This window comes from Paenibacillus sp. FW101-FHT12H11, assembly GCF_058790355.1.
On the sequence record NZ_JBYTCO010000005.1, the window covers coordinates 11315 to 30136 of the forward strand.

The 18822-nt window shown below is 42.6% G+C and carries 16 protein-coding genes, 1 pseudogene and 1 other annotated feature; of the genes and pseudogenes, 13 read left to right on the forward strand and 4 right to left on the reverse strand.

Features of this window, described 5'->3' with window-relative positions; translation table 11 throughout:
• The first annotated feature begins 110 nt into the window (after nucleotides 1–110).
• From AC3WTJ_RS16705 to AC3WTJ_RS16720, 4 genes are all read left to right on the forward strand, one after another.
• Complete coding sequence (locus AC3WTJ_RS16705; protein ID WP_492522728.1) at nucleotides 111–1508, forward strand: spore germination protein; 1398 nt, start codon at nucleotides 111–113, stop codon at nucleotides 1506–1508.
• Nucleotides 1505–2665, forward strand: a complete 1161-nt coding sequence (locus AC3WTJ_RS16710; protein WP_492522729.1) for a Ger(x)C family spore germination protein — start codon at nucleotides 1505–1507, stop codon at nucleotides 2663–2665. The genes AC3WTJ_RS16705 and AC3WTJ_RS16710 overlap by 4 nt, the downstream gene beginning before the upstream one ends.
• Entirely contained in the window at nucleotides 2662–3753 is a 1092-nt protein-coding gene (locus AC3WTJ_RS16715) for a GerAB/ArcD/ProY family transporter (RefSeq protein ID WP_492522730.1), read from the forward strand. The genes AC3WTJ_RS16710 and AC3WTJ_RS16715 overlap by 4 nt, the downstream gene beginning before the upstream one ends.
• A gap of 123 nt (nucleotides 3754–3876) precedes the next feature.
• Nucleotides 3877–4467 (forward strand): TetR/AcrR family transcriptional regulator, encoded by a 591-nt coding sequence (locus tag AC3WTJ_RS16720; RefSeq protein ID WP_492522731.1) that lies wholly within the window; start codon nucleotides 3877–3879, stop codon nucleotides 4465–4467.
• 72 nt (nucleotides 4468–4539) lie between these two features.
• On the opposite strand, the gene AC3WTJ_RS16725 is transcribed toward AC3WTJ_RS16720, so the two are convergent.
• Nucleotides 4540–4971: a MarR family winged helix-turn-helix transcriptional regulator gene (locus tag AC3WTJ_RS16725; protein ID WP_492522732.1), complete on the reverse strand. Its 432-nt coding sequence runs from the start codon at nucleotides 4969–4971 to the stop codon at nucleotides 4540–4542.
• A gap of 165 nt (nucleotides 4972–5136) precedes the next feature.
• Between AC3WTJ_RS16725 and AC3WTJ_RS16730 the strand changes: the two genes are divergently transcribed.
• Nucleotides 5137–6102, forward strand: coding sequence for a quinone oxidoreductase family protein (locus AC3WTJ_RS16730; protein ID WP_492522733.1), 966 nt, complete (start codon nucleotides 5137–5139; stop codon nucleotides 6100–6102).
• 218 nt (nucleotides 6103–6320) lie between these two features.
• Nucleotides 6321–8924 (forward strand): phosphoenolpyruvate synthase, encoded by a 2604-nt coding sequence (gene ppsA, locus AC3WTJ_RS16735; protein WP_492522734.1) that lies wholly within the window; start codon nucleotides 6321–6323, stop codon nucleotides 8922–8924.
• Between the two features lie 913 nt (nucleotides 8925–9837).
• Here ppsA and AC3WTJ_RS16740 read toward each other — a convergent pair.
• Nucleotides 9838–10641, reverse strand: coding sequence for a hypothetical protein (locus tag AC3WTJ_RS16740; RefSeq protein ID WP_492522735.1), 804 nt, complete (start codon nucleotides 10639–10641; stop codon nucleotides 9838–9840).
• A 93-nt stretch (nucleotides 10642–10734) separates the two neighbouring features.
• On the opposite strand from AC3WTJ_RS16740, the gene AC3WTJ_RS16745 reads away from it, so the two are divergent.
• The gene (locus tag AC3WTJ_RS16745) at nucleotides 10735–11571 is read left to right on the forward strand and encodes an aminoglycoside phosphotransferase family protein (protein ID WP_492522736.1); all 837 of its coding nucleotides are present in this window, start codon (nucleotides 10735–10737) and stop codon (nucleotides 11569–11571) included.
• Between the two features lie 53 nt (nucleotides 11572–11624).
• On the opposite strand, the gene AC3WTJ_RS16750 is transcribed toward AC3WTJ_RS16745, so the two are convergent.
• On the reverse strand, nucleotides 11625–12533 hold the full coding sequence (locus AC3WTJ_RS16750) for a LysR family transcriptional regulator (protein WP_492522737.1): 909 nt from the start codon (nucleotides 12531–12533) through the stop codon (nucleotides 11625–11627).
• Nucleotides 12534–12684: 151 nt separating this feature from the next.
• Here AC3WTJ_RS16750 and ilvB point away from each other — a divergent pair, with 151 nt between their 5' ends.
• The 3 genes and pseudogenes from ilvB (at nucleotide 12685) to AC3WTJ_RS16765 (ending at nucleotide 14908) form a co-directional block, all read left to right on the forward strand.
• Entirely contained in the window at nucleotides 12685–14430 is a 1746-nt protein-coding gene (gene ilvB / locus AC3WTJ_RS16755; RefSeq protein WP_492522738.1) for a biosynthetic-type acetolactate synthase large subunit, read from the forward strand.
• Nucleotides 14427–14702 (forward strand): annotated as a pseudogene (gene ilvN, locus AC3WTJ_RS16760) (acetolactate synthase small subunit); the annotation flags it as partial. The gene ilvB and the pseudogene ilvN, both read left to right, overlap by 4 nt.
• Before the next feature lie 5 nt (nucleotides 14703–14707).
• Entirely contained in the window at nucleotides 14708–14908 is a 201-nt protein-coding gene (locus tag AC3WTJ_RS16765; protein WP_492522739.1) for a hypothetical protein, read from the forward strand.
• A gap of 56 nt (nucleotides 14909–14964) precedes the next feature.
• Here the strand turns inward: AC3WTJ_RS16765 and AC3WTJ_RS16770 are convergent, their stop codons facing one another.
• Nucleotides 14965–15876, reverse strand: coding sequence for a LysR family transcriptional regulator (locus AC3WTJ_RS16770; protein ID WP_492522740.1), 912 nt, complete (start codon nucleotides 15874–15876; stop codon nucleotides 14965–14967).
• A gap of 277 nt (nucleotides 15877–16153) precedes the next feature.
• On the opposite strand from AC3WTJ_RS16770, the gene AC3WTJ_RS16775 reads away from it, so the two are divergent.
• Genes AC3WTJ_RS16775 through AC3WTJ_RS16785 form a run of 3 tightly spaced genes read left to right on the forward strand, consistent with a single transcriptional unit; the run spans nucleotide 16154 to nucleotide 18451 of the window.
• Entirely contained in the window at nucleotides 16154–17137 is a 984-nt protein-coding gene (locus AC3WTJ_RS16775; protein WP_492522741.1) for an SLAC1 anion channel family protein, read from the forward strand.
• 47 nt (nucleotides 17138–17184) lie between these two features.
• Nucleotides 17185–18093, forward strand: a complete 909-nt coding sequence (locus tag AC3WTJ_RS16780; RefSeq protein WP_492522742.1) for a hypothetical protein — start codon at nucleotides 17185–17187, stop codon at nucleotides 18091–18093.
• 25 nt (nucleotides 18094–18118) lie between these two features.
• Nucleotides 18119–18451 (forward strand): ArsR/SmtB family transcription factor, encoded by a 333-nt coding sequence (locus tag AC3WTJ_RS16785; protein ID WP_492522743.1) that lies wholly within the window; start codon nucleotides 18119–18121, stop codon nucleotides 18449–18451.
• Between the two features lie 92 nt (nucleotides 18452–18543).
• Nucleotides 18544–18797, forward strand: a binding site (T-box leader).
• Nucleotides 18798–18822: the final 25 nt, after the last annotated feature.

Genomic DNA, 18822 nt, shown 5'->3' on the forward strand with positions numbered 1-18822 from the left:
AAGCGCTGCTACAGTCATTCTGAGCAGGGCTTCTTTTCTATTTTATGGAATAAAACGGCGTGAAATCACGCATGATATAAACCGAGACTTAAGGAAAGGGGGGAAGTGGCATGGATGAGAGCATTCCTGCGGATGTACACGAAAATGTACAGATGAATTACGATGCGCTGCAGCATATTTTTCATAATTGTTCGGATATCGTATTTAGACCGTTAAAACTGATGGATCACTCGAATATTCTACTCGTTTATATTGAAGAAATGACAGACTCGGATCGATTGGAACAGATTATTTCGGCCTGTATGATGAGCCGCGATTTTACTAGGCTGACACAGTATACACCCGTTTATCAATTATCAAAAATTGTTGCAGAAGTCTTGAAAGGTTGTACGGCTATTTTTATAGACGGTGAGCCATTTGCTTATATGGCAGATCTGACGGACATCAAACAACGCGCAATTAATGAACCATCGAATGAAGCATCGATTCGTGGACCGCGTGAGGGATTTACCGAAGATCTGAGAACAAATTTGAGTATGATTCGAAGAAAAATAAGCCATTCCACCTTAAAGTTCGAAATGCATCAAGCAGGAGATTTGACCAATACCGATTTTGTCGTGGCCTATATCGAAGAGCAAGTGAAACCGGAGTTGCTTCAGGAAGTCAGACGAAGACTTCATTCTTTTCAAACGAATCAACTGCTAGATTCTGGCTATATCGAAGAATTTATCGAAGATAAGTCCTTATCTTTTTTTCCGCAAATCCAAAATACAGAGCGTCCAGACACCGTATCCGCAAGTCTGCTAGCAGGCAGAGTAGCCATAATCGTCGACGGTTCTCCGAACGCTTTATTGCTGCCCATGACATTTTGGTCTGGCTTTCAAGCAGCAGAAGATCATTATGAACGCTTCTTATACGTATCGGCAGTCAGAATTATACGTTTCTTGCTAACCCTTGTGTCTTGCTTACTGCCTTCCGTGTATGTTGCGCTTACGACGTTTCATCCGCAAATGATTCCACTAGCGTTAATGCTTAGTATATCGGTATCTAGAGAAGGCATACCGTTTCCAACCGTGATTGAAACATTATTAATGGAACTGATGTTTGAGGGATTGCGGGAAGCCGGTCTCCGCTTGCCGAAAGCCATAGGTTCCGCTGTGAGTATCGTAGGGGCGCTAGTTATCGGGGAAGCTGCCGTGCAAGCGGGGTTTATCTCAGCTCCGATTGTCATGATCGTTGCCGGTACAGGAATCGCATCGTTTGCTTTTCCGAGCTATAGTTTGGCATTGCCGTATCGAATACTTAGATTCCCACTTCTCATAATGGGCGGATTCTTAGGTTTGTATGGTGTTGCCATCGGGATCATGTTCGTCATGATTCATCTGGTGACACTGAAGTCATTCGGTGTTCCTTATTTAAGCCCGGTAACGCCATTTGGAAAAAAATTCTGGAAGGACACGCTTATACGCATGAATAGAAAATACGTATCAGCGTCGCGAAAACAATGAGGAAATTGTGTTTAATTCTGTCTTTGACAGTAACTCTATTCATCTCCGGTTGTTGGGATAGGAATGAAATTAATGATTACGCTTTCTGGATAGGAACTGCCCTAGATCTATCAGAGAACGGTAAACTTACCAAAAGCGCACAGGTTGCAGTTCCTGCTGATTTTAAAAGCAGTAAAGGCGGAGGGGGATCTGAAAAAAGGGCTAACATTGTCCTCACAGCTTCCGGAACTACCATCGGAGATTTGACACAACAAATTCAAGACAAGCTTCCCAGGAAAGTTTTTCTTGGTCACCGCAGGTCTATTTTTATTGGCGAAAAGCTAGCAAAAAAAGGCTTGGTTGATATTATGGATCAATTTACACGAAATACCGATACACGAATGCGCACGGATATTTTCGTTGTAAATAATGGAGAAGGAAAAGACGTTTTGAAAATCAATAGTCCGTTTAGTCAGTTCTCGGCGATTGTGGCTGTTGATCAAGACCGGTTTTGCCGGTTAGGGGACACGGCATTAAGAGACGTCTTACTTGATATTGGAAGGGATGGCATCCGGCCATCCATGCCGATGGTTGAAATTTCGCCGAACAATGAACAAGAGAAAAATGAAATCATCGAAGTGAAATCCGTAGCCATTTTTAATAAAAACTTGGCTATGGTCGGAGAAGTGAGCGGAAGAGAGTCGCTGGAATTGTTCTGGGTGAAAGGCGTGTTAAAGGATCAATTTCTTACCGAAGAAACCGAGGAAGGCAGTATATCTTTATACGAATCTAACCTAAAAAAATCCATTCGTACGGAAATCAACGGCAATAAAATTAGAGCCTACGTGAAACTGGAGGGAACAGGGAGGGTTCTTGAAAACAATACGGATATCGATATTTCCGTTTCGTCAGAGCGTATTCCGTTGGAGCGTAAGCTCAATGAAATGAAAGCTAGGAAAGTTGAAGCAACAATTAAGAAAATGCAACAACAGCATGGTCAAGATGTGTTTGGGTTCGGTGAGGAAATTCATAGAGACCATCCTTACCAATGGAAGGAAATTCGGGATAAATGGGATCAACTATTCCCGACTGTTGAAGTATCTGTGTCGGTTAAGTTGAAAATTCAGAATACGGGGGATATTGGCAAGCGAATCCCGGGAATAGGAGATAGAACGTGAAAATTACGCGTTGGCAATTGTTTTGGATGTTCACAACATTAGAAATTTCAATGAGTATTTGGCTCACGGTATCTCCTACGATTGAGACGGCCAGACAGGATGCTTGGATATCACTGCTATTGGCAGGCGTAATTGGCATTGCTGTGACATTGATTCTAGTCCTCATTAGCCAGCGGCATTCAGCTTACACACTGGTCGAGTTTGCACAGAAGCTGTGTGGAAAGTGGGTGGGAAAGTTAATCGCTGCGTTGTACATTATGGTATGGTTTTCAGTATCTGCGGATATATTGCGAATATTCTCCTTATTTATTAAGCAGTTTCTATTTCACGACACACCGATTTGGGTCATTGCAATTTTGATGGTCTCCGCTATGGTCTACATCAATTATGCGGGTAACATCGAAGCGATTGCTCGCTTCAGTGAAATGGCCGGCCCCTTGCTGCTAATCGGCATTCTCATCACTTTCGGATTAAATGTAACGAATTTACATCCAGAACTAATTTTACCCGTATTTGCAGACTCAGGGTCTGTGCCAATTCTGAAGGGTTCATTCGTGAACGCATCATTTCTTGGAGAGTCTATGATGATCATGATGTTAACGCCTTTTATCGCGAACTCGCAAAAGATGCTGAAACCCGCACTGCTAGCAATTTGTGTTTCATCCTTGGTTGCTGTTCTGACGGCAATTTTTGTTATTATGACATTTGGAACGAAGATCGGATCAACCTTAATCTATCCGTACTTTAGTATGGTTCGATTTATTAATTATCTGGAGTTCATTCAAAATATGGATGTCTGGATCATGTTTATTTGGATTTTCAGCGTTTTCGTCAAGTTAGCCATTTACTTGTTTATTAACAGTTATGGAACTGCGCAATTACTAGGCGTCAAGAACTGGCGAATCCTCATCGGATTTGTTGCGATTGTCATTTTTGTTATTTCCTTAACACCTGCGAATATCATAGGTCTATTGGATTTCGCGAAGTTGGTATGGATCATTTACATTTTCCCAATTTTCATTGTGGGCTTGCCGATCCTTTTATTGTTTATTAGCTTCTTAAGAGGCCGCTCGCTCGCACATGAATAGCAAGAGATTGCTAAGAATTATTGATAGCTAACGGGGATAGATGCAGAGTTGACTAATAGGAAGATGAAGTGTATTTTAAAATAGATTGATCGTTCAATTCATGAATGGGAAAGGAGGAGCAGAATGTTTGGTGAATACAACAAGGTGCAACAGGCCGTTCTGGAAACAACACTTAATATCATCATTCAGAAGGAACTACAAGCGACTTCCATGGCGTTAATAGCCAAAGAATCCGGTGTATCGACAGGGAACATTTATCATTACTTTAAAAGCAAGGAAGATATTGTCAACGAACTCTATAAAGCAATCGTCACTTTTAATGGACATTATGTACGCGAAGGTTTAAAACAGGGTACAACGATCCGAGAGAAGTTTGAGCTGGGCTGGAAAAGGGTCATTGATTTGGGTAAAAAATATCCGCAGGGGTTTCAATTTATCGAGCAGTATTCGTTCTCACCCTACATCTATGATGAGGTGAAGCGAGAGGTTTATACAGGTGGTTGGTGTGATCCCATGAATCAATTATATGAAGAAGCCATTAAACAAAAGTTGTTTGTGCCGATGGATGCGCAAATGATGGTTCAAATGCACTATGGATCGTTCGTCTATATGTTAAAAGGTCAATTGTATGGGATATTCGAGTTAACGAATGAAAGTATCAACGATGCTATCTGTTCCTGCTGGAATGCCGTTTCTCCTAAGGATGACTTGTGAATACAATGGGGTCTTCTCTTTAAAATAGAATGTCAAAAATAGCCGCGAATCGCGGCTATTTTTTATGACAAATTAATGATTTAGAATTTTGTTGGCAAGAGCGGTAAGCTGCGAACGTTCAGCTTGGGTTAGATTTGCGGTGATGGCATGGATTTGATTCTTAATCTCCTGACTCGCTACTTGAATAAGTTGCTTACCGGCAGGAGTCACACTCACATGAAATCCACGTCGGTCGACCGGAGAAATTGTCCGTTGGACGAGCCCTCGGCGTTCAGCGCGATCGATTAGACCAGTAATGCTGGATTTATCAAGATTAAGGTACTGGGCTAGCTGCATCATGCTAGGTTCTCGATCCCGCAGAATGCCAAGCAAGCGAATTTGAATGATTGACAGATCATGCTCTGCTCCGGCTTGGCCAAGAATAGAGTGAATGGTGAAAGAGAGTTGTACCAGTCCATCAAGGAACGATGAATCAATCGTATGAGTTGTTGGGTCGTTATCCATTATTATTTCACTCCAAAATGTACAAGATTATAAGGACTATCAGCTGATGCGGCTGTGAATTCATCTTGTATTTTATCATAAAAGATATTGATTTTGCATGCCAGACGAGCTATATTGGTTTGTGAGACAAACTAAATTTATGTGAACGTGAATGGAGGTTTTACTATGCATGCTGCTGTTGTGCGTTCGTTCGATACTGCTCCGAAATATGAAATTTTCGATACTCCCGTACCTTCTGAAATAAATGAGGTTCTTATAGATGTGATTGCTGCAGGTTTGCACCCCCGCGTGCGATCACAGGCCAATGGTTCCCATTATACAAGTTCCGATAAGCTGCCGGTAGTTCCTGGCATCGATGGCGTTGGACGTATGGCTAATGGACAATCAGTCTATTTTGTTGCACCTGACTCAGCCTTAGGGACGTTTGCAGAAAAGGCCGTCATTGACCCTCGTCGAAGTGTAGCCTTGCAGGATGGTGTCGATCCGATCCTGATTGCTGCAGCAATGAATCCGGCCATGTCATCTTGGGTAGCCATGCGTCGTAGAATTGATTTTCAGCAGGGACAAAAGGTTCTTGTTCTTGGTGCAACGGGGAATTCTGGACAGATGGCTGTTCAGATCGCAAAGCTTCTCGGTGCCAGCGAGGTGATCGGTGCTGGGCGAGATGAGAATCGCCTTAATGGTTTAAAGGATCTGGGAGCAGACGCGACAGTTTCCCTTGCGGGCGATCCGGAGGAAGCTGCTGAGCGACTAGGGGAGATCGCCTCCGAAGTCGACGTCGTCATCGACTATTTGTGGGGAAAGCCGGCAGAGCTTGCGATGTACCCCTTGCTTAAAAATAGATCGGATCGAAGCCGGGCATTGTCATGGATTCAGATAGGGTCCATTGCAGGACCTACGGCTGCTGTACCTTCCGCCGCGCTCCGATCAGCCAACTTTTCTCTGCTGGGTAGCGGGCAAGGTTCAGTCTCAACCTCAGGTTATGTGGCCGAGCTGCCAGCTTTAATCGACGTTATTGCGGCAGGCAAGCTTAAGGTGAACTCGGTATCTGTGCCTCTTTCCAAAGTTGAAGACGTATGGAACGACTCTGCTTATGCCGGGCAGCGGGTAGTATTTGTACCTTCGAAGTAGATGGAGGGTCTTTAAGCGGCTAAGGAAGATCAAAAAGAACCTGATAAAATATCAGGTTCTTTTGTATTGCATATAGACGCTCACGATGTTATAATCGGAAGACGAATGTTTTGTTGTTGTTTACAAGTCATAGTTAATTCATCTTACACTCTAAGTGTACCATGGCGTCAATCCCTTGTCAAATGTTTTCTCAATTTAATGGTTAGGAGAGATGTAGAATGAGTTCTTTCGTTCTCGGTTTTCAGGAAATGGAGAAAACGCAGCTTACGCTTGTTGGCGGAAAAGGTTTAAATTTAGGGGAACTATCCAAAATACAAGGCATACAAGTACCAGAAGGATTTTGCGTGACAACTGTGGGATATCAACAAGCGATTGAGAAAAACGAGTCTTATCATGCTTTGGTTGATCGCCTAAACACGCTGAAAGTTGGAGATCGAGATCAAATAAGTGAGATCAGCAGAAAGATCCGACAACTTATTATAGAAGTGGAGATATCAAGTGATGTAGAGAAAGAAGTCGCTCATTATCTTGCCAAGTTTGGCGAAGAGCATGCCTATGCGGTGCGTTCCAGTGCGACTGCGGAAGATTTACCACATGCCTCTTTTGCCGGTCAACAAGACACCTACTTAAATATTATCGGCAAGGAAGCCATCTTGCTGCATATCAGTAAATGTTGGGCCTCCTTATTTACGGACCGTGCGGTCATCTACCGTATGCAAAATGGATTTGATCACAACCAAGTTTATTTATCTGTTATCATTCAGCGGATGGTCTTTCCGCAGGCTTCTGGAATTTTATTTACGGCTGATCCAATAACTTCTAACCGAAAACAGCTATCCATCGATGCCAGTTTTGGGCTTGGCGAAGCGTTGGTCTCCGGCTTGGTATCTGCCGATAGTTATAAAGTAAAAGAGGACGAAATCGTCGATAAGCTGATCTCAACCAAAAAATTGGCTATCTATGGTCGCAAAGAAGGCGGAACAGAAACACGAACAATCGATCCCGATCAGCAAAAGGCACAAACCCTTACTGAACCACAAATTTTGCAATTGGCGCGCATCGGAAGACAAATTGAAGCCTATTTCGGTTCTCCACAAGATATCGAGTGGTGTTTGGCTGAGGGTACATTTTATATTGTCCAGAGTCGGCCAATCACAACCATATTCCCGATACCAGAAGCGGATGATGAAGAAAATCACGTTTATTTATCCGTCGGGCATCAACAAATGATGACCGATCCCATTAAACCATTGGGATTGTCTTTTTACTTGCTAACGACGCCAGCACCCATGCGTAGAGCCGGTGGGAGATTGTTTATTGATGTCACCAATCATCTGGCTTCACCTTCTCGAAGAGATCACTTGATTAATGTGCTCGGACCCTCGGATCCGCTCATTAAAGACGCACTAACGACGATTATTAACCGTGATTTCATCAAATTGGCTCCTGATGAAGAAAAAAATCAGACTCCTGCTAACAGCAACAAAGTTATACCATCACCGTCACAAGTCGATTTCGAACCATCAATCGTTTCAGAATTGATTACAAAGAATCAAACGTCGATAAGCGCCTTAAAAGAAAACATCCAATCGAAATCAGGCGTGGCTTTACTTGATTTTATTCTGGAAGATTTTCAGGAATTAAAGAAGGTTTTATTTGACCCACAAAGTTCGGCTGTCTTTATGGCTGCTATGAATGCTTCATCAAGAATCAATGAAAAAATGAACGAGTGGTTGGGCGAAAAGAATGTTGCAGATACGCTTTCGCAGTCTGTGTCAAACAATATTACTTCGGAAATGGGTTTGGCGCTCATGGATGTCGCGGATGTCATTCGTCCTTATCCAGAAGTCATTGACTATTTACAGCAGGTAAAAGAGGATAACTTTTTGGATGAGCTTGTTAAAATTAATGGTGGGCAGGAAGTCCGAGACGCCATCTCATCTTATCTTCATAAATACGGAATGCGATGCGCCGGAGAAATCGATGTGACGAGAACCCGTTGGAGTGAAAAGCCAAGTATGCTTATCCCTTTGATTCTCGGGAATATCAAAAATTTTGAACCGAATGCTGCCTCTCGTAAATTTGAGCAAGGGCGACAGGAAGCTTTGGAAAAAGAGAAAGAGCTAATAGATCGACTGAAACAATTACCGGATGGGGAAGAAAAAGTCGAAGAGACCCAGCGAATGATCAGCCTGATCCGAAATTTCATCGGTTATCGTGAATACCCCAAATACGGTATGATTAGCCGCTATTTCGTATATAAGATGGCTTTACTGAGAGAGGCTGAACAACTCGTGCAAGCTAACCTTATCCGAGAAAAAGAAGATATCTATTATCTCACATTTCAAGAACTTCACGAGGTCGTCCGTACGAATGAACTGGATTATCAGATCATCAACAAACGGAAGGACGATTACAAATTTTTTGAAAAACTCACTCCTCCGCGTGTCATGACGTCTGATGGTGAAATCATTGCAGGTGAGTATAAACGTGAAAATCTGCCAACCAATGCCATTGTAGGTCTACCTGTTTCTTCCGGAGTTATCGAAGGCAGAGCGCGTGTCATTTTAAACATGGAAGAGGCTAATCTTGAAGAGGGAGATATTCTGGTCACTTCTTTTACTGATCCTGGCTGGACACCCTTGTTTGTATCGATAAAAGGACTAGTCACCGAAGTTGGGGGACTGATGACTCATGGCGCTGTTATCGCGCGGGAATATGGCTTGCCGGCCGTTGTCGGCGTAGAAGATGCGACCAAATTGATAAAAGATGGGCAGCGCATCCGTGTGCATGGGACAGAAGGGTATATTGAAATATTGTAATAGCTGTATACAATAGGGGAGTGAAGGGCGGTCATTTTGACCGTCCTTTTTTTGATACTATGCCAATTTAGGACTTGAGGGGAACTACGATCCCTTATTTAGGTGAAAATGTACGTTTTCTTTTTGTAGGGGAACTACAGTTCACTAATTGCCGATTTCTCTGGGGAATCGTGCCATGGAGCACAAATAAGTCCCTGTAGTTCCGCTCGTAAGGGGAAACAGCTCGTTTTATGTAAAATAGGGGACGCCAGTTCCCTTTCATTTGAAAATTGGGGGTAAAAGCACGTATATATGTAGCCCATTCAGTTCCATTATGTGGTAATATGTTGAGTAATTAGCTCCTATTTTGTGAGGAGGACAAAGATGAAGTACGCGGCACATTTGGGCATACTCGCGTCGTTAGTATCGTTAGCGCTTTGGCTGATTTTTGTCTTTTATAATCCGTACAATTCTGAGCAAGCAAGTAATGACGTTTTACTGAGAACAGGCTTGTTTCTTTTAGCCCCTGCATGTTTAGCGTTGATAGGTTCAATAATTAGAAATCGAATTATAATGTTCATAGCATTCATCTGGTCACTTCCTATAAGCCTATATGTAGCTATGACACCCAGCTTCTTTAAATTGTTCCTCGTTACTTCAATTTGCTACCTATTTAGTGCAATATGGATGAGAAAAAATCGTCAGAAAAAACAGATGGATACGACCCGAACATATGGAAACCGTTGGCGATAAGTCAGTATCCTGGAGAAGGCATTTTATATAAAACGACAATGTCGGTAAACAATCTCGGAAAGATTGATGTTTACGAGTATATTTATTTCCTATGTCAGCATGCCAAACGTCATATTGCTCAAATGGAAAGTGTAAGAGATGAGTATAGTAGATTCAAGATTGATGAATAGAACAGGATAACTCATTGAAGCAGCGTAAGCATCTGATAAACTTGACGTTGATCACCTTTCAACCGGACATAGCGGCACTGCATTTGAGAAGAACCGTCACCATCCAAATAGATGCCGTCTACTAATCTTCGGTCGCCTAATTTTTCGAGAATGGCTGCCCGGAACTCTGCAATTGTACAATTGGTAGGGGTAACAATCATGTACACGTTTTCTTGGCTGTCATAAACAATGGCCGAACGCATACGACTTTCGTCATAAGCTGGCATCTCTTCTAGAATCATATCGTTCTCCCAACCTAAAGGATCGTTAAGTCTCATACTAACGCCGCCTTGGGCCCAATAATGGCGCTTATCTGTGACGGACAACTCGCCGGCATGTGTGACTACTTGAATCGAGAAGTGTTTCGTGATGTCATCCCAAACGAGTGTTCCACGTTTTAAATTCGTGTCAATGCCCGTGTTGTACCAGCCAGAGCCGTAATCACCTGGTAATCCTTTCAGAGGTTGATCGTTAATAACCGCGATGCTCAACAAAGCTCCTTCCCAGAAAAATCCACCGTTAATACCGTAGAATGGAGTTTTCGTTACATTCGTATCGATGGCTTGAAGTCGAATATTATCCGGAGTAGTTCGCATTGTATGTAAGACGACACCGTTAGAAGCTTTTTTCTTTTCATAATGATAATGATGGGGCAGATTGAAATCCGTTTGAAAGTAACTAATGAATGAAACAAGCAAAATTGCAAAGGCCATAAGCATCATGTGAAAACGATTGAATTTGGTTAATAACAGTTGCGAGATTCTCGAAAGGTTCACTAGTTACTCCTTATTGGATCATTCTATCGATGTCCCAAGAATATCATGAACTAGCAATAGATGTATATAAAAGGCTGAGAGAGGTGTTTGATATTGCTTGGTAAACGTATTGGTTTGGGTTCGAGTTGTGAAGTATACGAATGGATGGACAGCAATAAAGTTGTGAAACTTTTTAATTCGGACACGCCATCGGGAGCCGTTCAACGTGAATTTCGCAACTGCTACATTGCCTGGGAGAATGGACTTTCAACAGGCCGTCCCTTTGAACAAGTAAGCTGGGAGGGAAGGCACGGTATCGTTTTCGAAAAGATTGAAGGAGAAACGTTTTTGCATCGTATTTTTGAGCAACTGTATGCTCTTCGACCGTTTGATTTTCACGAACCCAATCATGATCTGCGAAAACTAGCGGCAGTTCTGAATGATATTCACCAGGTCACAGTCACAGGCATAGATACCGAACAAATTAAGCACTTAAAATCAATAATTGGCCATCCTGCGGTGTTAACTGACGACGAATTATTTGCAATCCATACCTATATGGACCAGTTACCTGTAAAACAGCAATTCTGTCATGGCGATACGAACCCAGGAAATGTCATCATAAAAAACAATAAAATGTATATGGTCGACTGGATGCATGCCTCCATCGGCAATCCCGCCGCGGATGTCGCGGAAGTTTGTGTAATGATTGAATTTGCCGTATTACCGCCAGAAACCCCGGTTGAAGTCAAAGACTTCTTTGAGACTTCACGACAAGTCGCCCTTAACATTTTTATAGATGAGTACTGTAAGTTATCGGGGCTTACTGAGCAAGAAATACGAGCCTGGTACATACCGGCTGCAGCTCGTTCCATCTCATCGGGAGCATTGGCCGAAGAACAAGTTGCTAAGCTGGTAACTATGATACGAAATGTTCTATATACCTCCTAAAAAAGGCTGTCGGCACAGGACCGGCAGCCTTTTCCTTACACAGTCAAAGATGATCAAGCTTCAGAAATGGTCTCATTAGAATAACTATCCAGCACGAAAGACTTGAACATTTGGGCTGGGAAATTTAATTCCCTATCTTTATTTACAATAATGCCATGGGTTGAAAAAATCCCGGTGGGCAAGGGCAACGATTGGAAGTCCCCTTGTTCTAACTCTTTTTCGGCTGCTATTTTTGGAATCAGGGCAAAACCAATCCCACACTTCACAGCTTTTTTAATCATTTCGATACTAGGATATTGGATTGCCCCACTTGTCTCAACCCCAGTTTCCTCTAAAATCATATTGGCATGCGTATGATACAAGCAACTGTTACCAAAGCTGATCACGGCTTCATGGTTTAGCACGTTTAAACCGTCAACTTCCACTTTTTCCGTTAATTCATGCGAGGCAATAAAAATTAATTCTTCCTGCAGCATTGGATAATAAATAATGTCATCCCGCCCAGGATCACGAGGTACAATGCCAAAATCAACGACATACTGAGAAACATCGTCAATCACATCTTGATGGTAGCCTGTTTCCAGCTTAAATTTAACCATTGGATAATCAAGGCGAAATCTCTCGATGAGCGAAGCCATTCTGGTCACAAAAAAAGATTCATGCATACTTAGGTGGATGGTTCCTTTGGGTTGATTCGATTCATTCATGGCTTCCTCTAATGTCAGCCCTAAATGTACAAATTGATGGGCAAACTTAGCCAGTTTTAGGCCTGCTTCCGTTGGCTTTACTCCTCTAGATAAGCGGTAAAAAAGTTTCTGGCCACATGCCCGCTCAAGTAATTGAATATGGTTGGTAACTGTAGATTGCACATATCCTAATTTCTCTGAGGCACGATTAAAGCTTTTTTCCTCCATCACAGCAATAAATGTTTTGAAAAATCTCCCCTCTAGCAAGTCAATCATAGGTGGACCTCTCCTTAGTTATCAGGTTTCGAAATAACAGATATTGAATCTTTCCATAACTGAAATAGATGAGCCTATGATAACATAACGTCTAAGCAAAACAAACGGATTACAAGTTTTATTATTGGAGGCAAAATGGGAGGGAGATAGGATGAAGACGATTGAGGGGCTGCATGCAGAGAAAGAAAGGTTTGCCAAGCTTTTGAAGAACGATAGGGTGACAGGTTCAGAGGCGATTGTCAGAAGTTTGCTTATTGAAGGTGTGGAGTGTGTCTTTGGGATTCCTGGAGGAAGCGTCTTGAACATTTACGATGCCTTTCACGATCTCCCGGAATTAAAACATATTTTAACCCGCCATGAGCAAGGGGCTATTCATGCGGCGGACGGTTATGCACGTGCTACAGGAAAAGTTGGGGTTTGTTTTGCAACATCCGGACCTGGGGCGACGAATCTGGTTACGGGAATCGCCACCGCGAATATGGATTCTATTCCTTTAGTTGTGATTACAGGTAATGTTTCTACAGTTTTACTTGGTACGGATGCATTTCAGGAAGCGGATATTACGGGAATCACCATGCCGATTTCAAAACATAACTTTTTAGTTCGTGACGTGAATGAGCTGCCGAAAATTATGCATGAAGCCTTTTATATTGCATCTACTGGAAGAAAAGGTCCGGTCTTGATCGATATTCCGAAAGATGTAACGAGTCAACAAATGGAATTTCAATATCCATTAGACATGCCTGAAATTCGCGGCTACCAGCCATATGTTCAGCCAAATTTAACGCAAATCGAAAAGCTGCTCATGGCGATCGAAAAAGCGGAGCGTCCTGTTATTCTGGCCGGCGGAGGCGTTATCTATTCGGATGCTTCCAAGGAGCTGCTCGAATTTGTAGAGAAAACCCGGATCCCCGTTACAACAACGTTACTTGGATTGGGAGGCTTCCCAAGTGCACATGAATTATGGATGGGTATGCCGGGTATGCATGGAACATACACTGCGAATAAAGCCTTGCAAAATTGCGATCTGCTTATTAGCATTGGCGCACGTTTTGACGACAGAGTCACGATGAAAACCAGCGGATTTGCTCCAAAGGCGAAGGTAATTGCTCATATCGATATCGATCCAGCAGAAATCGGGAAAATCATGCAAACGGCGATCCCTTGTATCGGCGATGTAAAATCTGTACTACAAAAGGCAAACATTCAGGCGAAACCGTGCAAATCAGAGGCTTGGTTGACAGAAATCCAGGAGAACAAAAGAGAGTTTCCGCTTCGCTATACGGATTCAGAAGCAACTCTAAAACCGCAATTCGTTATTGAAATGATCAGCGAAACCAGCGATGGTGAAGCAATTGTTACGACGGATGTCGGCCAGCATCAGATGTGGGCCGCTCAATTTTATAAATTTAAACACCCGCGTTCCCTGATTACCTCAGGTGGCTTAGGGACAATGGGTTTTGGCTTACCGTCCGCGATAGGGGCACAAGTGGGCAACCCCGAGCGACTCGTGGTTTCCGTCAACGGTGACGGAGGGATTCAGATGTGTACACAGGAACTTGCGATTTGTGCAACTCATAACATACCCGTGAAGATCGTCATTCTGAATAATCAAGTTCTAGGCATGATCAGGCAATGGCAAGAAATTATTTACGATAATCGGTTTAGTCATATGGAGCTCTCTGGCAGTCCGGACTTCGTGAAATTAGCGGAAGCCTATGGGGTTACAGGACTCAGGGCAACAAATAAAGAAGAGGCTCGTGAAGTGTGGAAAAAAGCGAGGGCTATTCAAGGCCCTGTACTCATTGATTTTGTGGTGAATCAAGAAGAGAATGTTTATCCGATGGTTGTCCCAGGCGGTACGATAGATGAAATGATCATGGGGGACGAAAAATGAAACGACACACGCTTTCAGTACTTGTAAACAATCATCCGGGCGTTCTACAGAGAGTTGCGGGATTATTCGGGCGTCGCGGCTATAACATTGAGAGTCTCGCTGTAGGTCAAACAGAAGATCCTGAATTGTCACGTATGATCATTGTGACGTCGGGGGATGATCACACGTTTGAACAAATACAAAAGCAGCTAAATAAACTCATCGACGTTATACAAATTGTTGAATTACCTGAAACAGCATCAGCCCGTTCATCTCAGATAATGGAGGTAGATCAACCATGAAAACACTTCAACATGATACGGAGTTTGAGAATGCTAGGTTATTTTATCACTATGTCATGGTTATGAAGGAGGGCAAAATGATCGGAGGAGGCCTTATTGAAGCCTATAATGACTTTGAGATACAAATAGGGAACAAATTATATGAACGTGAAAATGCGAGCTTTATTGAAGCAACGGCTCCTCAAGCCTCTATTTAGTGATACTTACGCAAGAAAACTTGAATAAGGAACCACCTTTGGCGGTCCCTTTTCGATTAATTTGATACGATCATACCTTCCGCAAGCTTTAATTCAACAATATGATTGGCTAATAGGTCCATGAATAACCGGGCAGCTTGACTTAGGTATTTATCCTTATGGTGGATGATGGCAATTTCTCTGCTCAGCGTTGGATTTTCGATTTTTATGGCTTTTAACTGCGTGTCGTTATACAAATTCAAGTACGTTCTGGACAGGGCAGTGACTCCGGCATCAGCTTTGACAAGGCTTATAATGGTTTCAATAGCGGTCGTCTCGATGATGGGTTCAATATGAAAGCCAGAAGTGCTGCTCGTTAGATCAATAATTTGGCGGCATTTGTGCGTTTGAGGAAACATGATGAAGGGATGCTTACTGATTTCGTCAAAGTTAATGCTTTCTTGCTCGGCCAGAACATGATCCTTAGAAACTGTCAAATAAATATCTTCCTTGTATAAAGGATATTTGACAACCCGATCATCTTCGACAGGAAGAATGGTGATGGCCAGATCAATTTGATTTTGTATGACTCTTTCCACAACATCATCAAAATTAACGATTTTGATCTGTACTTCAGGATAGATCTGGTGAAAATCGATCAACAAAGATGAAACGAGCTGCGTGAGCTCTCCGGGGAGTGCGCCTATGGATAAAGTTCCTCTTGTGACCTTTTGGAGCTCCATAATTTGCACTTTGACATTTTTCAAGGATGAAAATATGACTTTGCATTCGTTTAAAAGAATGTGACCTGCTTCGGTTATGGCAATTTTTTTGCCGATCCGGTCAAATAAGGGGACTCCGAGCTCATCTTCCAGCATCTTAATTTGATGACTCAGGGTCGGCTGGCTCATCCCCAGCTTCTCCGCAGCCCTTGTGAAATGCAATTCTTCACAAATGGCCGCGAAATATTCCAGTTGTCGAAACTCCATCTAGGTTACCTCACTTTGATGTTCATCTGGACATTATTAGTATGTACGATGTGAAAATGATTCATTTAACGAATGATAACAATAGAATATTGCATATTGATCCTTTTCATCAATTCATCAATAATGTTACTTAAGTTGGTGGAAGGAGTGATTTTTTCATTTATACAACGTATACCCTTAAAATGCAAGATCAATGTAATGGGGATCAAATCATCTACCTTTTAATAGGTAAAAATAAGAGATGAAATCAAATTTTAGAAAGTAGTGACTATTCTACATGCAAACCATAACTGCCGTACAAAAACAAAAAGGCATCGGTTCCGTTCAATTTTTACCCGTTAATCTATTTGCGTCGGTTATGGGAATATCAGGACTGGCATTGGCTTGGAGACAGGCAAGTAAGCTATTTGGAGCTTCACTTCTTATCGCTGATATAATTGGGATCATTGCAGTTCTAGCATTTATCCTATTAAGTATAGCTTATATTTCGAAATGGGTTCTATACCCGCACAAAGTCAAAGCCGAATTCACGCACCCCATTATGGGCAATTTTTTCGGTACGATTACAATTGCTATTCTATTGTTATCTTCCGTTATAGGTACTTACAGTCATATCGTAGGGCAAGTGGTTTGGGTAATCGGGACCGTAACGACATTAGTGCTATGTTTTATCATTGTTACACGCTTGCTGAACGGGAATATTGAGCATGGTCACGCGGTGCCTGCTTGGTTGATTCCTGGGGTGGGGACCCTTGATATTGCCGTTGCCGGCGGGTCAATGCCATTCCCATGGGCACATGAAGTTAATTTGATTTCGCTGGCGATAGGCGGAATAGTTGCCCTTATTTTTCTTACCATGATCTTATCCAGATTGATCCACCATGCTCCTATGCATACAGGATTAACGCCCTCGATGCTTATTATGATTGCGCCGTTCGAGGTTGGTTTTCTCGGTTATGTGAACTTCGAGCAACGGATTGATCAATTCGCGTCCATTTTATATTACTTTGGTTTATTTCTGTTCATCGTTTTGTTCTTCAAAGTATTCAAAAAATCGATCCCATTTGGAGCTTCTTGGTGGGGCGTAAGCTTTCCGCTTGCAGCACTCAGCAATGCCGCTTTACAATATGCCATGTTTGTAAATTCCTGGCTGTTGATTGCCGTTTCCGCCGTAATTCTGGTCGTGCTAAATATCGTACTGCTCGTATTATTTATTCGCACACTGAAGGCTTTATTTAATGGGAATTTACTAAAAGGCTAATAATAAAAATGTCATTGATCGGATTTGTCGAAAGGAGAACGATAGAAATGATCTGGAATACCCTACGATCAAAAGGATTTTTGTCAGCATACCTGTTAGTTATTCTTATGCTTGTTGCTGCCGTAGTGCTGAAGCAGAGAGATATACTGTTCCCGGAAATTGCCGGTATGGCGATGGGGGTCATGGTTTTTCCTGTCGCTCACTGGATTAAGAAGCCTGTTCATCTGTGGCTTGCTCCAACCATAGGAGCTTTCATTGGCACTGCATTGAACGGTTTGACGCTAAATACGCAGCTCAAAATATTGCTTGGTCTTGTGATTATTGTCATTTTAATGCACCTATTTCGCGTCAATTTTGGACCGACGATACCTGCAACACTGCTGCCGATTTTTTTAGGCTTGCATGATTATGTTTTTGCAACAACAACAGCTGTATTTACGTTTGTGATTATGTTAGCCGCTTTTAGAATGAGAAAATTGCAAAAGCTGCCTGATGGCCCTCAAAAGTTTCGTAAAAAAACAGATACGGTCATCATCACCATTATTTTAGCGCTCTGGATTGGACTAGCTTTCGCAACGAATCTACCAGTGATTGTGGTTCCACCGGTATTTGCGCTCATTTTTGAGGTGTTTCATACAGATGGTTTTAATTGGAAATTAATCCCGCCTCGTTTAGCTGTATTGACGGCAACCGCGATTCTTTCCGTCGGGGTCTTACATTTACTGGCTGGCTCTATTATTTGGGTTGGTGTTATCAATGTTGTAATTACACTCATTCTCTGTAAATGGTTTAAAGCACCTGTTCCAGTTGCCTTTGGTGTCTCACTGATGCCGCTCATCTTCCCGGCATGGGGGACTTGGGGGTTTCCAGTAGGTGTTTTTGCGACAACAGGCGTGTTGATGTATATTTCTGCGGCATACCGGCAGTTGAGAAAGAGACAAGCGGTACAAGATTAAGCAAATCAGAAAAGAGTGTCGTGTCATGAACAATGAGAATATGCTCGCCGTGCTAAAAGCTTTATCGAATGAAACCCGGCTCAATATCCTCTGCTGGCTGAGTGAACCGGACAAGCTGCACAAGAATTTGCCCAGCGAAATTCAAGTTGAATTTCCTGGGGGAGTTTGTGTGGCGGACATTCAAGAAAAAGCCGGTTTAGCACAGTCCGTTATATCCACTTACTTGTCATCTATGCAAAAAATCGGATTGTTGGAATCGCGCCGTTATGGGCAATGGACTTACTATAGACGTAATGAGGAAGCGATCGGAAACTTTATGGTGGACTTTGCCGCGGGGATGCATGCTAAGAAACTTTAGGGTTCTGCGGTGACAGACATATGTTTAGTGGATTTCACAAGTAGAATGCCGGTTTACAAAAAAGGGAATCATTTGATATCATAAGGTCAATATTGAACGCGATGATTAGAAGAGTAATGGAAAATGATCTTGCACAGAGAGCTCCGGCAGCTGAGAAGGAGTAAAGAGCTTTTCCACGAAACAAGTCTATGAGCAGCATGTCGGAACCTGCAAGGGGGGTGGCATGACGGGAGCTCCCGTTATAGAGCTAGAGTATAAGCATTGCCTGCAATGCCGTACTTGAAGAGGTTAATATGGCGACATATTAATGAACCTGGGGTGGTACCACGAAAATTTCGTCCTCAAGACTGAAGGTCTTGGAGGTGAAGTTT